This is a genomic window from Pseudoalteromonas sp. SK18, from assembly GCF_001974855.1.
In the GTDB taxonomy this organism is placed as follows: Bacteria; Pseudomonadota; Gammaproteobacteria; order Enterobacterales; family Alteromonadaceae; genus Pseudoalteromonas.
In genome coordinates this window covers 193,740-209,767 of record NZ_MTQB01000002.1, presented here as the reverse complement: position 1 = coordinate 209,767, position 16,028 = coordinate 193,740, and the positions used below count along the sequence as shown (strand labels likewise).

At 41.1% G+C, this 16,028-nt stretch carries 15 protein-coding genes; 7 read left to right on the top strand and 8 right to left on the bottom strand.

Annotated elements, in window-relative coordinates:
- Positions 1 to 67: 67 nt before the first annotated feature.
- Positions 68 to 2,224, bottom strand: coding sequence for a prolyl oligopeptidase family protein (locus BW139_RS02765; RefSeq protein WP_076918587.1), 2,157 nt, complete (start codon positions 2,222 to 2,224; stop codon positions 68 to 70).
- A gap of 153 nt (positions 2,225 to 2,377) precedes the next feature.
- On the opposite strand from BW139_RS02765, the gene BW139_RS02760 reads away from it, so the two are divergent.
- Together BW139_RS02760 and BW139_RS02755 are read left to right on the top strand one after the other, a co-directional pair.
- The gene (locus BW139_RS02760) at positions 2,378 to 2,689 is read left to right on the top strand and encodes a DUF962 domain-containing protein (RefSeq protein WP_076918586.1); all 312 of its coding nucleotides are present in this window, start codon (positions 2,378 to 2,380) and stop codon (positions 2,687 to 2,689) included.
- Between the two features lie 192 nt (positions 2,690 to 2,881).
- Positions 2,882 to 5,437, top strand: a complete 2,556-nt coding sequence (locus tag BW139_RS02755; RefSeq protein ID WP_076918585.1) for a TonB-dependent siderophore receptor — start codon at positions 2,882 to 2,884, stop codon at positions 5,435 to 5,437.
- 376 nt (positions 5,438 to 5,813) lie between these two features.
- Here the strand turns inward: BW139_RS02755 and BW139_RS02750 are convergent, their stop codons facing one another.
- From BW139_RS02750 to BW139_RS02740, 3 genes are all read right to left on the bottom strand, one after another.
- Positions 5,814 to 6,815, bottom strand: coding sequence for a branched-chain amino acid aminotransferase (locus tag BW139_RS02750; RefSeq protein ID WP_303047070.1), 1,002 nt, complete (start codon positions 6,813 to 6,815; stop codon positions 5,814 to 5,816).
- 225 nt (positions 6,816 to 7,040) lie between these two features.
- Positions 7,041 to 8,093: an acyl-CoA desaturase gene (locus BW139_RS02745; protein WP_010390270.1), complete on the bottom strand. Its 1,053-nt coding sequence runs from the start codon at positions 8,091 to 8,093 to the stop codon at positions 7,041 to 7,043.
- Positions 8,090 to 9,133 carry a flavin reductase family protein gene (locus BW139_RS02740; protein WP_076918583.1) on the bottom strand — a complete coding sequence of 348 codons (1,044 nt, stop codon included), beginning with the start codon at positions 9,131 to 9,133 and terminating at the stop codon, positions 8,090 to 8,092. Before BW139_RS02740 ends, BW139_RS02745 begins: the two co-directional genes overlap by 4 nt.
- A 295-nt stretch (positions 9,134 to 9,428) precedes the next feature.
- On the opposite strand from BW139_RS02740, the gene BW139_RS02735 reads away from it, so the two are divergent.
- The 4 genes from BW139_RS02735 (at position 9,429) to BW139_RS02720 (ending at position 12,120) form a co-directional block, all read left to right on the top strand.
- Positions 9,429 to 10,589, top strand: a complete 1,161-nt coding sequence (locus BW139_RS02735) for a PQQ-dependent sugar dehydrogenase (protein WP_076918582.1) — start codon at positions 9,429 to 9,431, stop codon at positions 10,587 to 10,589.
- 93 nt (positions 10,590 to 10,682) lie between these two features.
- Positions 10,683 to 10,862, top strand: a complete 180-nt coding sequence (locus BW139_RS02730; RefSeq protein WP_076918581.1) for a DUF6435 family protein — start codon at positions 10,683 to 10,685, stop codon at positions 10,860 to 10,862.
- Between the two features lie 429 nt (positions 10,863 to 11,291).
- Positions 11,292 to 11,699, top strand: a complete 408-nt coding sequence (locus BW139_RS02725) for a GFA family protein (RefSeq protein WP_076918580.1) — start codon at positions 11,292 to 11,294, stop codon at positions 11,697 to 11,699.
- A 40-nt stretch (positions 11,700 to 11,739) separates the two neighbouring features.
- Positions 11,740 to 12,120: a VOC family protein gene (locus BW139_RS02720; RefSeq protein WP_076918579.1), complete on the top strand. Its 381-nt coding sequence runs from the start codon at positions 11,740 to 11,742 to the stop codon at positions 12,118 to 12,120.
- 62 nt (positions 12,121 to 12,182) lie between these two features.
- Here BW139_RS02720 and BW139_RS02715 read toward each other — a convergent pair whose 3' ends face one another.
- Both BW139_RS02715 and BW139_RS02710 read right to left on the bottom strand, forming a co-directional pair.
- Complete coding sequence (locus tag BW139_RS02715; RefSeq protein ID WP_076918578.1) at positions 12,183 to 12,974, bottom strand: SDR family oxidoreductase; 792 nt, start codon at positions 12,972 to 12,974, stop codon at positions 12,183 to 12,185.
- A 15-nt stretch (positions 12,975 to 12,989) separates the two neighbouring features.
- The gene (locus tag BW139_RS02710; RefSeq protein ID WP_076918577.1) at positions 12,990 to 13,493 is read right to left on the bottom strand and encodes a DUF962 domain-containing protein; all 504 of its coding nucleotides are present in this window, start codon (positions 13,491 to 13,493) and stop codon (positions 12,990 to 12,992) included.
- A gap of 180 nt (positions 13,494 to 13,673) precedes the next feature.
- On the opposite strand from BW139_RS02710, the gene BW139_RS02705 reads away from it, so the two are divergent.
- Entirely contained in the window at positions 13,674 to 14,072 is a 399-nt protein-coding gene (locus BW139_RS02705) for a hypothetical protein (protein WP_008109238.1), read from the top strand.
- Between the two features lie 461 nt (positions 14,073 to 14,533).
- Here the strand turns inward: BW139_RS02705 and BW139_RS02700 are convergent, their stop codons facing one another.
- Entirely contained in the window at positions 14,534 to 14,950 is a 417-nt protein-coding gene (locus tag BW139_RS02700) for a hypothetical protein (protein WP_076918576.1), read from the bottom strand.
- An 83-nt stretch (positions 14,951 to 15,033) separates the two neighbouring features.
- Entirely contained in the window at positions 15,034 to 15,978 is a 945-nt protein-coding gene (locus BW139_RS02695) for a LysR family transcriptional regulator (RefSeq protein WP_076918575.1), read from the bottom strand.
- Positions 15,979 to 16,028 lie beyond the last annotated feature (50 nt).

The following is a 16,028-nucleotide window of genomic DNA, read 5'->3' as shown; positions in this document are numbered from 1 at the left end:
GGTTAGTCAACATAAAAAAGCCTAGTCACTTACGTAACTCGGCTTTTCGTTAGTTTATAAAATCACACTACAGTGATTTAATGCCCATGTTGTAAAGTGTAAAACCGTACATGTCGGCATAAAGGTCAATAATTTTACTGGTTGGTGTACCTGCACCATGGCCTGCATTGGTTTCAATACGAATAAGTGTAGGGTTAGTACCTGCTTGATTCGCTTGAAGCTCAGCTGCAAATTTAAATGAATGCGACGGTACAACGCGGTCATCATGATCGCCTGTAGTGATCATAGTCGCCGGATATTCAACCCCTGCTTTTACGTTATGAATTGGCGAGTAGCCTTTTAAGTAATCAAACATTTCTTTACTTTGGTCGCTAGTACCGTAATCGTATGCCCAACCAGCGCCAGCTGTAAATGTATGATAACGAAGCATATCCAATACGCCTACCGCAGGTAACGCAACTTGAAACAAGTCAGGTCGCTGGGTCATTACAGCACCTACTAATAACCCACCGTTTGAACCACCACGCAGTGCTAAGCGCTTTTTAGAGGTGTATTTTTTATCTTGTAAGTATTCAGCTGCAGCAATAAAGTCGTCAAATACGTTTTGCTTTTGCAATTGTGTACCTGCTTTATGCCACTCTTTACCGTATTCACCACCACCACGAATATTAGCCACCGCGTATACGCCGCCTTGCTCAAGCCAAGCTGCTGTTGTAGAGCTAAAGCGAGGTGTTAAGCTTATATTAAAGCCACCATAGCCATATAAAATAGTTGGGTTGCTACCATCTAATTTAATATCACTTTTATAAGTGATAATCATCGGTACTTTAGTGCCATCTTTAGAGGTATAAAATACTTGCTCAGAGGTATAGTTATCGCTATTAAAGTCAATCCGCGATTTACGGTACACTTTTGACTCACCGCTTTGCACGTCAAAGCTGTAAGTTGTACCTGGCGTTTTGTAGTTAGTAAATGAATAATAAAGCGTAGTTTGCTCTTGTTTACCGCCAAAGCCACTCGCCGTACCGACGCCTGGTAAACTAATTTCGCGGATCAATTCGCCTTGTTTGTTGTACTGTTTCACTTTAGAAATAGCATCAACCATGTAGTTGGCAAAAAACGTATTACCGCCAAGGGTTACATTAAGTACGTTTTCAGTTTCTGGGATAAAATCTTGCCAGTTTTCAGGCTGTGGATTGCTTGCATCAACCGTCACTACTTTTTTATTTGGTGCATTTAAGTTAGTAACCAAAAATAGCTTGCTGCCTTCGTTGTCAATTACGCTGGTATCAGAGTCGGTATTACCCACTACAGTCACAAATTCGCTATCTGGCTTGGTTAAATCTTTAATAAATAACTTATTACCAGAGGTTGATACGCTGGCACTAATAAACAAGAAACGACCATCTTTGGTTGCTTTAGCGCCCACATAGCGGTGCTTTTGTTCTGCTGTATCGCCAAATACTAAAGTATCTTCGCCTTGATCTTGACCTAACTTATGGTAATACACTTTATGTTGATCTGTTTTTGCAGAAAGCTCACTGCCCTCTGGCTTATCGTAGCTTGAATAATAAAAACCGTCATTTGCCAGCCAGCTAACGCCACTAAATTTAACATCAACCAGTGCTTGCTCTACCTGCTCTTTGGTCTCGGTGTCTATAACAATGATTTTACGCCAATCACTACCACCTTCTGATATTTGGTACGCTAACAATGAACCATCTTCTGAAAATGATAAACCCGACATTGAAGTGGTGCCATCTTCACTAAAAGTATTAGGATCTAAGAACACTTCAGCTTCACCGCCGTCTTTGCTGCGGTATAAAACGTACTGGTTTTGCAGGCCATCATTTTTATAAAAATAGGTGTAATCACCTTCAGTAAACGGCGCGCTTATTTTTTCGTAGTTCATTAGTTTTTCAAGGCGCTGTTTAAGTGTGTCTCTGTAAGGCACTTGCTCTAAATACGAAAAGGTAAGCTTGTTTTGTGTTTTAACCCACTGAGCCGTTTCTTCACTCATATCATCTTCTAACCAGCGATACGGATCAGCCACGGTTTCACCAAAGTAAGTGTCAACCACAGCGCCTTTTTTAGTTTCAGGGTAATCTAAAGAATTTACTGCTTTCATTGCTGTTTTTACTTCATTTTGAGTGATGTTTTCTGCAGGTTGTGAACAACCCGCAAGTGCGATTACAACCGCACATGTCAGTGTTTTTTTAAGCATTGCTTTACCGTTATTTTATTTATAGTCAGTCTAAACTATTAACTTTTACCGCTTTTGTCTATCAACTTGCGTTAAACGTCATTTATCGCTGTTAACCTGCACCTAGTTGCGCTTAAATAGATGAACAACTTTTAAACACTAACAGGTTGAGTAATGACAGAAACTGAATCTTTTACCAGCTTTAAACGCTTTTACCCTTACTATCTAAAAGAGCATCGTAATAAAACTTGTCGCAGGCTGCATTTTATTGGCAGTAGCTTAGTGTTGCTCTTGACCGGCTATGCGTTTATTAGCTCACAATTCGTATTGTTATGGTTATTACCGCTGATTGGTTATGGCTTTGCATGGGTTGGGCATTTCTTTTTTGAAAAAAACCGCCCTGCCACATTTAAGCACCCGTTTTACAGTTTATGGGGCGATTGGGTCATGTTTAAAGATATACTGATTGGCAAAATCAAATGGTAAATGGCTACTTACGCTATCGCTATAATAAACGCCTCTGCTTACTCGCTGTAAATAAATTGTAGATTGAATGTAATTCAATTGACCTCGATTGTAGAAATGGTCTACCTTGACAACAGTAATTTCAATTAGTTCATTAATTTAAAAAGATTAAATTGAAACCACCTGTAAAGCATCGAATGAGGGAAATTAGTCATGCAACTTACACCACTATTTACAGCAAAAAAAACCATCTCTTTAACAATAGCAGCTGCACTTGTTGGCTCATGGACGGTTAACGCCGCTGAGCAAGAGACTCAGGCGCAAGAAAACATTGAACAAATTAGTGTGATTGGCTCTCGCCGACTAGGTCGCACGGTCGAAGATAGCCCTGTTCCCATAGATATTATTAGTGGCGACGCCTTAAAAAGTTCAGGACAAACAGAAACTAATGCGCTGTTAAGTACGTTATTACCAAGTTTTAATTTCCCACAGCCATCAATTACCGATGGCAGCGACCATGTACGCCCAGCTCAACTACGTGGCTTAGCCCCTGATCACACCTTGGTACTCGTAAATGGTAAACGTCGCCACAGTAACGCGCTACTTAATTTAAACGGCTCAACGGGTCGTGGCTCGTCATCAGTTGATTTAAACGCTATTCCTGCAAACGCGATTGAACGCATTGAAGTATTACGCGACGGCGCCGCAGCTCAATATGGCTCAGACGCTATTGCCGGAGTGATTAATATCGTTCTTAAAAGCAATAGCAGTGGCGGTAGTTTGGGTGCCGTTTATGGTGCAAATATTACCGATATGGACGGTGTAGCGCAGTTACAATCGGTTTCTGAGGACGCCAATGGTGACTTAGCTTTTACTGAGGGCAGCGACCGCTCGCTTACCGACGGCCAAACCTTAACTCTGCAAGGTAATATGGGGTTTGAATTAGGCGATAACGGCTTTTTGAGTATTTCTAGTGAATATCGCGATCGCAGTTCTACCAACCGCTCTGATTATGATCAACGCGAAAACTACGCTCGTTTACCTGATGGCTATCTCGACCCACGCGAATTCACATGGGATCGTTACAACCATAACTTTGGTAACGGCACTGTTGAAGACTTTGCGCTGTTTTACAATGCCGGTTATCAGCTAACTAACGATGCTGAGCTCTACTCTTTTGGCTCATACAGTAAACGTGAAGGTGAAGGCGGTGGCTTTTATCGTCGCGCCCAAGACAGCCGTAACATTACAGAAATATACCCTGATGGCTTTTTGCCGGTGATCACCTCAGACATTGATGACTTTTCACTGGCTTTAGGTGTGAAAGGCTTTGCTAATGAATGGAACTACGATGCTTCTGCGGTATATGGCCAAGATGCCTTTAACTTTGGTGTTATTAATAGTTTAAACACTTCATATGGGCCAAGTAGCCAAACTAGTTTTGATGCAGGCACGCTAACTTACGATCAGCTGACTATTAATCTTGATTTTAGCCGTGAGATTGATGCTGACTTTTTAGCCAGCGGAATTAACGTGGCAGTGGGCGCTGAGTATCGCCGCGAAGGGTATGAAATTCAAGCAGGTGAAGAAGCCTCTTATGCGCGTGGTAATTTTGGCCCAGGTGGTGCCGTGACCGATCCGGTTAATGGCCCATTCGGCTCTGCAGGTTCACAAGTGTTCCCGGGGTTCACACCTGAATCTGCGGGTGACAACAGCCGCCACAATGTTAGCCTTTACGTTGACTTAGAAGCCTTTATTACAGATAACTGGAATGTTGCCATCGCCGCGCGTTACGAAGACTACTCTGATTTTGGCGACACGCTTAATGGTAAAATTGCCACCCGCTATACACTTACAGAAGACTTAGCACTACGCGGCTCTGTATCAACCGGCTTTAGAGCGCCCTCTTTACAACAGCAATACTTTACCTCGGTAGCGACTGTATTTGTAGATGGCGAACCTACACAAACAGGTACCTTTGCGCCAAGCAGCGATGTTGCCGTTGCATTAGGTTCACCAGGTTTAGACGCAGAAGAAGCTACTAACTACGGGGTAGGCTTTACGTGGTCAACCGACTTCAACTTCAGCTTATCTGTTGATTACTACCAAATATTAATTGATGACCGTATTGTGTTATCAAATAACTTATCGGGCGCAGGCGTTGCAAGCTTACTTGAGGGCACCGGCGCTAACCAAGGTCGATTTTTCTTAAACGCGATTGATAGCAAAACCCGTGGCGTTGACGTCGTGGCTTCATATAATTTAATCACCGACAACTACGGTGATGTAGCGTTTAACTTAGGTTACAACTACGGTAAAAACCAAGTCACCGATATTATTGACCCACCAGCACAATTACAAAGTGTTGGAGTTGAGCAAGATAATTTGTTCTCGGGTAACGAGCTACGTCGTTTTGAAGTGAGCACACCGCGTAATAAATACAACCTTAGCGCAACATGGACACTTAACGAATGGCGCACCACACTTCGTAGTACTCGCTACGGTGAAACACAAGACCCGTCTGAAAATCCAGAGCGTAACGAAGTGTTAGAACCTAAATGGATCACCGATTTAGATGTGGCGTATGCACTTAATAATAACCTTACTCTGAGCTTAGGCGCTAATAATGTGTTTGATGTATACCCAGATCCAACTCGAGAGCTGGTGAGCGATGTAACCACTTTCTCTCGCTTGTTCTCGTACTCGGGCTTTTCACCATTTGGTTTTAATGGCCGTTATGTATACGGCAAAATTGAAATGAAGTTTTAAGCTGTAGCTTAAACCAAAAAGCCACACTAAATAGTGTGGCTTTTTTAATAGATTAGGGTCTGTTGATCTTTCAAGGTTAAATTTGCAGCAGTCTGTTTGGTATTTAGGCAAGGCAGAGCCTATGTGGTGTGGTTATTCCCCATAAATAGGCGATAACGCAGCATCAATGCCAAACAGGCGCTGCCCGAAGGGTTCTGCCTAGGGGCGATTTACTCTTTGTTGCCTACATGGATGTAGGTAAGGGGCGTGAGCAGGACGCGGAAGCTTTGCTCGGTTTTTACTTAGCCCACTAGGTTACAAACCTCGCGCCGCGATTAAACCGCCCCTAGTTTGAACAAATTTTAATCCGCAAAGGTCAACAGACCCTAGAACTCGATTAGATTTTAGTTAACCAACCGTGTTTATCTTCGCTCTTACCCCATTGAATGTCGTTCAATGCTTGGCGCAAACGTGCCGTTGTTGGCCCTGGTTCACCGTTACCTACTTTGTATTCTTTATCGTTATGGATAAACGTACCTACTGGAGTCAATACTGCCGCAGTGCCTGAAAGTGCTGCCTCAGTACCTGGTTTTGCTGCACGCTCTAAAAGCTCAGTGACAGTAAAGTTGCGCTCGCTAACCGTCATACCTAAATCTTTAGCAATAGTTAAAATGCTATTACGAGTTACACCGTGTAAAAATGTGCTATCAAGTGCTTTAGTAATGATTTCGTTGCCATCAATTAAAATAAAGTTTGCCGCGCCGGTTTCTTGCACATCACCGCCTGGGCAAAATAAAATTTGGTCGGCTTTATATTTAGTGCGTGCTGCTGAAATTGGGCCAAGTGCGCTGGCATAGTTACCACCGCTTTTGATCATACCCATGTGCGGGGCACAGCGCATACCATCTTCTTCAAGTAAAACACGTAACGCAGTTGCACCACCTGAAAAATAATCACCCACTGGCGATAATAGCGTGTAAAGCAACGAACTCATTGACGCTGCCGCCGCTTTACCAATGGCAGCTTCTGTACCAATGTGGGTTGGGCGAATATACATAGAACCAGGAGGAAGCGGTGTTTCATCGGCGTATTCACGAACAATATCGATGATCATTGTTTTTAGCATCTCGCCATCAACAGCAGGTAAACTCAACAATTTAGAACTTTGCTGCATGCGCGCAATATTAGCGTCCATTCTAAAAATATTAACCGAGCCATCTTGGTGGCGAAAGGCTTTTAGCCCTTCAAAACATGTACTTGAATAATGAAGAACGTGCGCACCTGCATGCAACTCAAGCTTATCGCAAGGAACAATTGAGCTTTCGCCCCACTGGTTGTCAGAAAACTTAGCTTGAATCATCTGCGGCATAAACACAGTACCAAATGCTGCCATTTTTATTCTCTCTTGTGTGGTCTATTTTTCTCCATTGTATGACAACCAGCTACTATTTAACCATAGCAAAACGAGCTGTTTTTAAATTAATTAGAAGAATTTTTTGCATGTACTGATGATTATTTAATCAAAAAATCGCTTACCAACTCTTTAATGCAATATTCAGCTAACATTTTAAGGTTAGCTGATTATTTAATGCATACATTATAGTTGCGGTTATTTTATTAACCTCTATTTAAATGAATAACGCAATATACGCTTTAACACTGAGGTGTATTGATGAAAAAATCCGCCAGTATTATAAGCAATGCCCTGCTTTTGTAATGCGGCTTGTACTTTAGGCGCAATTTCTTGATAACGGGACGATGGCAAATCAGGAAATAAATGATGCTCTATTTGAAAGCTTAAATGCCCAGTTAAAATATGAAACCAACGCGCCCCTTTAATGTTTGACGACCCCAGCGCTTGACGATAATACCATTGCCCTTGGCTTTCGTTTTTGCATTCTTGCTCATAAAAGGTATGGGTTTGCTCAGTAAAATGGCCACAAAAGATAATGGTTGAGGTCCATAGGTTACGAATTAAGTTTGCCAGCAAATTACCGCTTAATACCCACAAAAATAATGGCCCCGCCAAAACTGGAAATAACACATAGTCTTTAATTAGTTGGCGCGCCCCTTTACTAAAAAAGCGCTTTTTTAAGGTGCTATGCGCCACAGCACCTTCACGGTTTGGTTTCTTTTTACCTATAAAGACTCGCTCGCCTGCGAGCTCGTGATACGACACGCCCCACTGAAACAGCACGCTCAGATTTAAATAAGTAATAAACTGCCATGTATTTTTTAGTCGCCATTTAAAGTCATTGCTCAATCTTAATAAGCCATAACCAAAGTCACGATCTTTTCCGATAATGTTAGTGTAAGTATGGTGTTCAAAGTTATGAACGCGGTTCCAGCTTTGGCCGTCGCAGGCTATATCCCACTCGTAAGTTTTAGAGTTAAGCTGTTTGTCGTTCATCCAATCGTATTGACCATGCATTACATTGTGGCCAATTTCCATGTTGTCGAGAATTTTAGCCAAACCAAGTAACAACACACCCGCGACCCACAATAATGGCTGTACAAAACCAAGCATCAATAAAATCCGCCCACCTATTTCGCAAAACCGCTGCTTACGCACAATAGAACGAATATAGTTTGCATCCTTTTGCCCAACTGTAGCTAATGTCGACATTTTAATTTCATCTAAATCATCGGCTAACTGTTGATAATTAATGGTTGTCATAGCTGTAACTCCAAATCGCTAACGGCTTGGCTCACACACAGTTGAATTAACTGCTCGCCAGTGTCTGATAATTGATTAGTTTTTAAATTACGCACCACTCCCGACTTTTTAATGCACTGGCATTGATGGCAAATACCAATGCCGCAACCACGCTGCACAGGGAGTTTTTTTGCTTCAAACTGGTTTAATAGCACCTCATTACTAGTCACTACATGCGTGTCTTTGTTTATTTTCACTGAAAACTGGCTATCGTCAGTCAATTTGGGCAAGGCTAGGCCAAAGGATTCTTGAAAGTAGCCAAGCTTATGCTGCTTAGCAAAATCGGCAATTTGCTGCATAAAACCACCAGGGCCGCAGCAATAAATATCTGGCTGCGCATCAAGGTTTATGTGCTGTGTTAGCGGTGTTAGTGCATCGCGTGTGAGTAATGAAAAACTAAAGTGCGCAAAGCGCTTTGCCAGTGCCGTAAGTTCATTTGTACACTGGTGTGCATCCGCCTTAGCAAAGTACAACAATTGCATCGGGCTATTTGTATTGCCAAGTTGCTGCTCAAGCATGGCAAGCATTGGGGTAATGCCAGAGCCACCCGCTACAAAAACGCTAGGCTTGTGCCAACTTTTAAATACAAAGTCGCCACGAGCTGGCGATATATTACACCGCGGTTGCAAGCTTAATGCCTGTTGTAACTGGCCGGTAAAGTGCCCTAGTGAACTGGTTTTTATGAGTAAGCGCACTAACCCTGTCGCTTTAAAATAGTCAGGACTACTGGCAAGGGTAAACACTCGGGTTAATAGTCGTCCATTAATTTCAACCGTTAAACTAATATGCTGGCCAGCAATATGCGAGCGCCACTGTTTACTTGGTTTTAAGGTAACACTCAAAAAATCGTAGCTACAAGGGCTTATCGCTATAACTTTTGCGCTGAAAAATCCTGCACGCCATGCTGGTTTAAACACCTGCATAATTGGCTCTATGTAAGCGGCAAAGCTTTGATGATGTAAAAACAATTTTGAAAATTGGTTTAACGCCTTAATAAACATAGTGATTGTTTCTCTATTTAAATCTATATCCCAATGAGCGCGTTAAGCAACACGCCTCAATTAGGTTAATTATTTGAGCCTACACGTGTAAGCTCAACTTTCAGCGCACAAGTGTACGCTGACATTTTTAAATTTCAAGCCTAATAGAGTAATTATTCGAATTTTTTACTGGCAGGTATTTAACAAGCAAGCAATATCCCCTTGAGTGACGGTTGTTTTTCATTCAACTTAAATATTTAACATTATGATTAATTGCATGCTAGGCTGGTTGGAATTGTTAATTTTGGAAGCCATTATGAACAAACTTAAAACACTAAAAAAACGCGCACTAATCACAACGGTAACAACAAGTTTATTGCTTGGTGCACTGGGCAGCCTTAATGCTCATGCTGTTGATTTTAAAGAACTAGACTCTTTAACCCTGAATATAAAACCCATGACAATTGCTAAAGGGATCGCTGTTCCGTGGGCAATTGAACCACTACCTAATGGCGACTTATTAATTACTGAGCGCAGTGGCACCTTGTATTTACTGCGTAAAGATAGTGAAGCACTAATAAAGGTTACAGGATTACCCAAAATTGATGACAACGGCCAAGGTGGCCTGCTCGATTTAGCATTGCACCCTGACTTTGCAAACAACCAGTGGTTATACCTTACTTACTCAAGTAGTGAAGGTGATGGTGAAGGCAGCAACACCGCACTTATGCGTGCAAAGCTAAGTAACGATCACAGCCAACTACTTGAGCCACAACAATTATACAAAGGGGAGCATAATTCTAAAAAAGGCCAGCACTACGGCAGCCGGATTGTATTTGATAACCAAAACTATGTGTATTTTTCGATTGGCGATCGTGGCTCGCGCGATGTTAACCCACAAGACTTAAGCCGTGATGGTGGTAAAATTTATCGCTTACACGAGGACGGTAAAATTCCTACCGATAACCCGTTTGTTGCACAAAAAAATGCAAAACCCGCCGTTTGGTCATATGGCCATCGTAATCCACAAGGTATGTGGTTTGATCAACAAACAACCACCCTATGGTCGCACGAACACGGTCCACGCGGTGGCGATGAGCTTAATATAATTAAGCCTAACACTAATTATGGCTGGCCAGTGGTGAGTTACGGTATTAACTACAGTGGTACCTCATTTACTGATTTAACCGATAAACCGGGCATGCAAGCACCCGTATCGCAGTGGACTCCCTCTATTGCGCCATCCGACATGTTAATGGTGACCGGCGATAAGTACCCGCAACTAAAAGGCAAAATGTTACTTGCTTCAATGAAGTATGCGTTTATAAGCGTGCTTGAATTAGCCGACAGCAAGGTGGTTAAGCAACATAAACTACTTGAAGGCGTTGGCCGCATTCGCAGCTTAGCTCAAGGCCCTGATGGTACTCTTTATTTAGGCTTAGATGGCCAAGGCATTGTTCGCCTAGATCCTAAGTAGCCATTTAACACACCTAATTACAGTAACAGCAAACTTTTTGCAGCTTAACTGCGTACTGTTACTGTAATTAGCTAATAAACAACGAGGGTGTTGATGTTTTCATTTTTAAAGCCAGATCCAATCAAAAAATTACGTAAAGAATACGACGCAAAATTAGAGCAAGGTATGCAAGCTCAAAGAAAAGGCGATATTAAAAGCTATGCGATGTTAACTGACGAGGCTGAAAAAATTTGGAGTGAAATAGAAACACTCGAAGCAAATAAAGCTAAGTAACTATATTGCCTAACAATTCAAAATAATCCCGCGTTCAAAACGCGGGGTTAAATACTTATAAGCATCTTTTTTTAAATTTACTTTAGCTTAAGTAGATATTTCCCCAATTTAATAATCTTTATAACCAGTTTGCAGTTGTGCCCCTCTCATTATGTTCATGGCATTATTACCCTCTCTAAGTTATCTGCCTAAACCACCTAAAACCTCGCATAAACAGTTATTTACATTAAAGTTAATTAGTGGAATTATTAAACTAATACTACAAGAGTTTATACCTTTTTGAAATAGCTTAATTTTTAAGCGCTAATGGTTATGTGGATACGAGAAAAGCATTTTTAGTAAAGTGTGTAATCAAGCCATTAAGTGTCAACAATGTGCTGGCAAGCATGCAATGTGACGAAAAAAATATGATTAAAACAAGGAATTAAGATGTACACAGGTAGTTGTTTATGTGGCTCAATCAACTTTTCAATTAATGGTAAAGTTACTGATATTATTCATTGTCATTGTTCGCTTTGTCGTAAGGCCAGTGGCAGTGCTTTTGCTACTAATGGGTTTATTAATGCCAGCGATCTGATATTAACTGACAAAAACGGCACACTTACTTTTTACCAAAGTAGTGAAGGTAAACGTAAGTACTTTTGTAAAACCTGCGGCGCTCCAATTTATAGTGCTAATGCACAATCTCCTCAAAGGTATCGCCTTCGGTTAGGCGCGTTAACCTGCGATATTCCAGAGCGACCCATATCGCATAATTTCATCACCTCAAAGGCAAATTGGGAAGACTTAGATGCTCAGCTTCCTCGTTATGAGAGACATGAGCCAGGGCGTAAGTAAATTCATATAAATTTATCTATTTTTTGTAGTGGGAGTTTAAATGAAACTGAATCAAGTAACTTTGCCAGTCAAAGATATGAATGAAGCGGTGAGTTTTTATCGCACACTTGGCTTTACCCAAATTGTTGATACACCTCATTATGCACGTTTTAGTTGCCCTGAGGGTGACTCTACATTTTCATTGTCTTTAGAAAGTGAATTTTTTGAAAATCATTCTGTAATTTATTTTGAAAACGATGACCTTGAGCAATTGTGCCAGCAGTTAATCAAAAAAGGGATCGTATTCGAACAGCAACCCACAGAGCAAAGGTACCTATGGAAGGAAGCGATTTTAAAAGACCCCTCAGGAAATAAAATTAAACTCTACAAAGCTGGAGAAAACCGCTTAAACCCTCCTTGGAAAGTACAAAAACAGCCATAAAGCTAAGCACGAACCAGCATTGCGCTAAGCGCTCTATGCTGGCGTTTAAGTACTGTACTTAGTTATTTATATTCCACCTTAGCGGTTAAGCGATTAAATAACCCAGGGAAAAACCGTTTTATAAACGGTGCCCAACCACTTAACCCTTGACCTATCACAACTTCGTCTTTTTTATTGTAGATTGCAGTGAGCATTTTTGATGCGGCTACATTAACGTTCATACCATTTTCTATTGAAGGTTCAGGTTTGTTTTGCGCCTCCCCTTGCTCGTTTAATGAGTTATGAGCAATCGCCGTTTTAATTGAGCCTGGGCAAATAGTTAAGCAATGTATATTGTGCTCTGCCACTTCGGCGCGTAAGCAGTCCATAAAGCCGACTACTGCGTATTTACTACCTGAATAACCGCTTCTAAATTTAGAGCCTACTTTACCCGCCACGCTGCTTATAGCCACTATAGAACCGCTTTTACGTGCCACCATCGACGGTAATACCGCTTTAGTCAGTGCAATTAAACCAAAGTAGTTTACTTCCATAAGTTGGCGGTACACTTTAAAGTCGTTTTCTAAAAATAAGCTACGCTGTGATACGCCACCATTATTAATTAAAATATCAATCGGGCCTAAGCCGTCTATTTGCGCTGACACATCATGTAGAACGCTTTCAGGTTGAGATAAATCAAGCGGGATAACACGATGCCCCTCGCCTTTTAATTCGGCTTTTACTTGGTTAAGTTTATCGACATTTCGCGCTGATAAGATGACCTTTGCACCTTGCTCTGCAAATTGCTTGGCAAGTTCTTCACCAATGCCTGACGAGGCACCGGTGATCCATACTGTTTTATTATTATAATCCATGGTTTACCTTCTTATTTATGCTTTAGTTGGACCGGCTATTTCATTCACTTGTTGTTCTAAGTTTTTATAAAAGCCCAGTAAAAATAATAGCTCAACAGTGACATACAAAGGACCAATAATTAAGCCGACTAAATCATCAATAAATGCTGGCTTTTTACCTTCAAAATAATGACCAATAAATTGTAATACCCAGCCAAATACAAACACCCCAACTCCAATTACTAACCAAGGTATTAATGCCATTGCAGCAATTGGCTGTGCGGCTACCAGTAATAAAGTAAAAATAATGCCCATTATCAAACCAAGCGAAAAGCTCAGCATAAAATAGTAAACCACAGAGGCTAATACAAAAATTTGCGCACCATCAATGCTAAAGCTGGCGATAGGAATTTCAATTCGTGCAAGTAAACATAAAGCGGCAAACACAATAAGTGGAATACCAAAAAAATGGGTTAATACATTTCGTTTAGAACGATGGTACAAACCATACTGGCCGAGCTGTTGTTCAAGGGTTTTCATGGCGATGTTCCTGTTGTTATTTTTATAAGCAAAGTTCACCTTATAAAAAAAGCCACATAATAACAACTGATAACGAGAGTTAATCAGTAAAACTAAGTAAGTAGTAGTTTAATGCGTTATTGCTATAAATTAGGTAAAGTCATCGTTAATAATTAACGTGATCATCACGAGGACGTTTGCATGTTTTTAAAGGCACTCGCCGTTGGCCTTTTGCTCGCTTTGGGTGAGGTCGTTAACGGCAATATTAGAGTAAGGATCTTACATAAATTTTACGCTCTAAAGCGCGCTAAAACGCTCAGCTTATTTTCCGGCACTGCGATTATTTATGCCATTGCGTGGATCACTTTGCCATGGATTAACCCTATTTCGTACTTAGATTGTTTAAATGTGGGCTTAGTTTGGCTAACAATAATGCTTAGTTTAGATATTGTTGTGGGCAGATATGTATTTAAATATAAGTGGCACAAAATTCTTGATGATTTTAACCTCTTCAAAGGTAACTTACTGAGTGTAGGGATGCTGTTGCTTTTTATAAGCCCCAGCTTGGTATTTTGGTTACAGATGAAAGTTATGGTTTAGATCACTCCTCTAAAAGCGCAGCGTCTCTTCGCCTTCTTTGTGCATAATTCAATAAACCCTATTTGAACACAGAGAAACGAATGAGGACTAAATGAGAAGCCATAAAAAGTTATTGTTTAGATCACTCCTCTAAAAGCGCAGCGGCTCTTTGCCCTCTTTGTGCATAATTCACTAAACCCTATTTGAACACAGAGAAGCAAATGAGGAGTAAATGAGAAGCCATAAAAAATTATGGTGTCGTACACTTCTCTAAAAGCGGAGCGTCTCTTTGCCCTCTTTGTGCATAATTCACTAAACCCTATTTGAACACAGAGAAGCGAATGAGGAGTAAATGAGCAGGAAAAATACAGTTATTTCAGCCATTTACTTTAAAAGCGCAGCGCCTCTTTGCCCTCTTTGTGCGTTAATCACTTAAAATCTATTTAAAGTCAGAAATAAATAAGCTTTCAACATACCGCTATCTAAGCTAATGCCGTTACCAGCTTACCTTTTTCATGTGTGGGTTGCATTGCCATTCGCTCCGTGCCTTTTTCGAATTCTTGCTCTAACATTTTTTGTAGGTCGGCAATCTGCTCTTTTATAGCGTCTACATCAGCACCTTGCTCTTCTAGTTTTTCTGCCAACGCTGCTATTGCTGCCTTTAGCTCAGCTATTTTTTCTTTATCAACACCTAAGCGTTGATAAATTAATGCCTCTTGGGCATTTTCTAAAAAGCTTTTGTCTGCTGGCTTAGCGATAAAATTGGGGGTGGGTTTTTTTTCAGCGGCACTGGTTGTTGCCGCAGCGGCAGATGTCGGCACAACATCACTCGTTTTTGCCGCTTTGTTAACGGGGCTGTTATAACTACTATATTGATTTTTAAAGGTTATTGATGTCATTAGCTGAAATCCATTTTGCTTAACTGCAATAACACAGCAACTTTGATACCAATTGATATTTTTATTATGTATAAGGCTTATTTTTATTTCAAATTAAGCCCACTTAGCTCATTTCGCACCCATTTTTCATCTAAATATTGCTCTAAGTGTTGCTCGGCAAACTTTAAAAAACTGCGTGCAGCATGTGATATGTGTCGGTCTGTACGCACCACAAAATACCAATGACTGGCTAAAGTAGTGTCGGTGACATTGAGTACTTTAAAGCTATTATCACCTTTAGGCAGCACATGCTGAGAAAGCACCGCAATCCCCATACCTGAAGCTACCGCCACTCTAATCGCTTCGTTACTGGCCATTTGCACACTGTCACTTAATACTAGGCCTCTACTTTGCAGCTCGCTCTCAAATAACATGCGCGTTGCGGAGCCTGTCTCGCGTAGTAAAAAACGATACGGAACTAAATCAGCCAGTGTCAACGCGGTTTTATCGGCTAACGGATGATTTAGCGGCACTATAAACACTAAAGGGTTATGAAGAAACCTAGCTGCTTGGGCATGCTCTAATGATGGCGGGTGACTAAATACATAAATATCATCTTCTCCGCGTTCAAAGCGTGCTAAAACAGCAGAGCGATTACCTATTTCAAGTGGCAGCTCTACATGCGGGTGTTCATTACTGTATGGTCCTAGCAACTTAGGTAGAATATATTGGGCGGTATTAACCATGGCAATTTTACATCGTCCACGTTCCCCTCCTTTTAGCTCCGCTAGGTAATCTTGGTAGTCTTCAAAATGACCAAAAACCTGCTGACAGGTTCTAAACAAGGCCATGCCGGCTTCGGTTATTTGCAACTTTTGTTGCTGCATAATTATTAACGGCTCATCTACCGCTTCTTGTAAGCGTTTAATTTGTAAAGAAACCGTAGGCTGAGTCAAATGAAGCCTGCGCGCCGTTTCGCTTATAGAGCCCGTTTTTACTACACTCATAAATACTTCAAGTAGTCGAAAAGAAAGTTGCCTTATGTTCATACACACCTCATAGGTTTTAATCTATAGGATGGTAGCATTCATTTTATTAT

Excerpts from the sequence above, each read along its gene's own strand:
- BW139_RS02765 (WP_076918587.1), bottom strand. The coding sequence starts at position 2,224 with ATGCTTAAAAAAACACTGACATGTGCGGTTGTAATCGCACTTGCGGGT.
- BW139_RS02760 (WP_076918586.1), top strand. The coding sequence starts at position 2,378 with ATGACAGAAACTGAATCTTTTACCAGCTTTAAACGCTTTTACCCTTAC.
- BW139_RS02755 (WP_076918585.1), top strand. The coding sequence starts at position 2,882 with ATGCAACTTACACCACTATTTACAGCAAAAAAAACCATCTCTTTAACA.
- BW139_RS02745 (WP_010390270.1), bottom strand. The coding sequence starts at position 8,093 with ATGACAACCATTAATTATCAACAGTTAGCCGATGATTTAGATGAAATT.
- BW139_RS02740 (WP_076918583.1), bottom strand. The coding sequence starts at position 9,133 with ATGTTTATTAAGGCGTTAAACCAATTTTCAAAATTGTTTTTACATCAT.
- BW139_RS02735 (WP_076918582.1), top strand. The coding sequence starts at position 9,429 with ATGAACAAACTTAAAACACTAAAAAAACGCGCACTAATCACAACGGTA.
- BW139_RS02730 (WP_076918581.1), top strand. The coding sequence starts at position 10,683 with ATGTTTTCATTTTTAAAGCCAGATCCAATCAAAAAATTACGTAAAGAA.
- BW139_RS02725 (WP_076918580.1), top strand. The coding sequence starts at position 11,292 with ATGTACACAGGTAGTTGTTTATGTGGCTCAATCAACTTTTCAATTAAT.
- BW139_RS02720 (WP_076918579.1), top strand. The coding sequence starts at position 11,740 with ATGAAACTGAATCAAGTAACTTTGCCAGTCAAAGATATGAATGAAGCG.
- BW139_RS02715 (WP_076918578.1), bottom strand. The coding sequence starts at position 12,974 with ATGGATTATAATAATAAAACAGTATGGATCACCGGTGCCTCGTCAGGC.
- BW139_RS02710 (WP_076918577.1), bottom strand. The coding sequence starts at position 13,493 with ATGAAAACCCTTGAACAACAGCTCGGCCAGTATGGTTTGTACCATCGT.
- BW139_RS02705 (WP_008109238.1), top strand. The coding sequence starts at position 13,674 with ATGTTTTTAAAGGCACTCGCCGTTGGCCTTTTGCTCGCTTTGGGTGAG.
- BW139_RS02700 (WP_076918576.1), bottom strand. The coding sequence starts at position 14,950 with ATGACATCAATAACCTTTAAAAATCAATATAGTAGTTATAACAGCCCC.
- BW139_RS02695 (WP_076918575.1), bottom strand. The coding sequence starts at position 15,978 with ATGAACATAAGGCAACTTTCTTTTCGACTACTTGAAGTATTTATGAGT.